Below are 1,933 nucleotides of genomic sequence, written 5' to 3'. Positions count from 1 at the left end.
GGCGGTTCACCGCCTCGCTCACCGTGGACGGGCAGGGACGCACGCACGTACCGATCCCCTTCGATCCCGACGAGGTCTGGGGTCACAAGCCCCGCCACCACGTCACTGGAGTCATCGACGGGTGCCGGTTCCGCGGTGTCGTTGACGGCACGGGGCGTGTCGTTGTGCTCGGGCCGGCGTGGAACTCGCGTCGCACCTCTTCAGAACGGCTGGCCGATGTGGTGATCGAAGCGGAGGGTCCGCAACGCCATAGCTTCGCGCCTGACGTCGCGGCGGCGCTGGAGGCTTCGCCAGCGGCTGGTGCCTTCTTCGACTCGCTCGCGCAGTTCTACCGTAAGGGGTACCTGACCTGGATCGACGCGACAAGGCGTCGTCCCGACCAACGTCCGGTCCGTATCGCGGAGGTGGTCCGTCTCCTGGAGGAAGACAAGAAGGAGCGCCCAAGACCCAGAGATGCGGGGCGCCGACTCGTTCGGGACGAAAAGCTTTCCTGATGGGAACCTGAAACGTCGCCCGGTCCAGCCGGCGCTGGGGTTGCTGGTCTCTCATGAGGCCTGCGGCACTGCGTAAGATGATCGGCGTGAAGGTCGTCTACAGGATCACGTATCCGAACGGAAAGATCTATATCGGGAAGGACCTGACCGGCACACTCACGTACTTCGGGAGCGTGGACGGTCGCCGGGTGGAACAGGACTTTACGCCGGAGCAACGCCGAGACTTCACGGTCAGGAAAGAGATTCTGTGGGAGTCCGATACGGCGACCGACGCGGAGGTGAGCCGAGTCGAGGTTGCCTACATCCGGTCGCTGAGAGCGAATGACCCCCAGGTTGGCTACAATCGGTGGCCACGCTTCGTCCCCTCGAAGCGGGAGATGGCGATCAGCCAAGCCGGAAAAGGCACTTCGCTCAGATCTTGATGAGTGGCTCGGGTTCGAGGTCGTCGGTCGTGGGTGGCCAGAGCTGCGCACTCGCGGTGGGCGGTCACCGCGATGATCGAGTCCAAGGGCCCGCGTCACTATCAGACAGTCGATCACCGTCGCGGCTTACCACATGCTCGACTGCGACGAGCCCTGCCGGACTTCAGTACCAACTACATCGCCGGACGCCGCGACCCCGTCCACACGAAGAGTAGATCGGCGAGTTTATGGCGGTGCCGACCATGACGATAAATTCCGCCGCTCCCAGTGTAGGAGGTCAGCAGCGGATCACCCTATATCATGAGCTACGGTGATCAGGCCGGGACTGGGCGGAGTGATGCCTATCGGCGACGCGGTTCACTCTCGTCGCAGGTCGGCGGTGGCTCTCGTTGAACGCTTATCAGAAGATCTTGCAAGACCGATACCAGCGGATCAGGTCGACGATGATCGGCCGTCAACTGAAGAGTCATCGCGGTAACCCGGCCAAGGTTCATTGTGATCTTCTGCTGATCTTCCGGGTGGCCGGGCACAGGCACGTCCATCGCGGTCCCGTACCGTGCTGACATCACAATTTGCGCGATGTAGGGGATGGTCAATCCGGAGTAGATCAACATCTCGGCCCATAGTTCTGGCTTCTCTCCGGTCGCCGCTTCCCACAGCTGTACGGCCTTGACGCAGAACGAGATCGACGTGAGCATTGTTTCAAATTGATCATCTTGGCAGCGTTGTTCCAGTAGGCCCGTCTGATTCTCGAATGTGTCGTCGTCGCCGAGTAGGAACATGGTAAGCGTCCCGGCGAATGCCTTCGCGTTTAGGGGATCGACGACGCCGCCAGCGGCGAAGCCGTCCAGGAGTTGCGCTACTGATCGGCCCGCAGCGAGCGACACTGGATCATCGCCTACGCCGCTGAAGTCTTGGAGCCGGGTTCGGTTCAACCGCCATCCATGGGTCCCAAGCACAGAAGCTCTCGCTTCGGCAGATGCTTGCCGTAACAGCCACCATAGATCTTTCGGTCCC

The 1,933-nt window shown here is 61.8% G+C and carries 3 protein-coding genes; 2 read left to right on the top strand and 1 reads right to left on the bottom strand.

Features of this window, described 5'->3' with window-relative positions; genetic code table 11:
• Together U9980_RS18085 and U9980_RS18080 are read left to right on the top strand one after the other, a co-directional pair.
• Window positions 1–494, top strand: a 494-nt coding sequence (locus tag U9980_RS18085; protein ID WP_322769000.1) for a YdeI/OmpD-associated family protein, incomplete at its 5' end; no start/stop codon positions are given.
• Window positions 495–580: 86 nt separating this feature from the next.
• Window positions 581–916: a hypothetical protein gene (locus U9980_RS18080; protein WP_322749373.1), complete on the top strand. Its 336-nt coding sequence runs from the start codon at window positions 581–583 to the stop codon at window positions 914–916.
• A 341-nt stretch (window positions 917–1,257) separates the two neighbouring features.
• Here the strand turns inward: U9980_RS18080 and U9980_RS18075 are convergent.
• Window positions 1,258–1,933: hypothetical protein (locus tag U9980_RS18075; RefSeq protein WP_322768999.1), on the bottom strand; the 676-nt coding region annotated here is incomplete at its 5' end.

This window comes from Protofrankia sp. Cr1, from assembly GCF_963555865.1.
Classification (GTDB): Bacteria; Actinomycetota; Actinomycetes; order Frankiales; family Frankiaceae; genus Protofrankia.
This window is presented reverse-complemented; position numbering and strand designations above follow the sequence as displayed.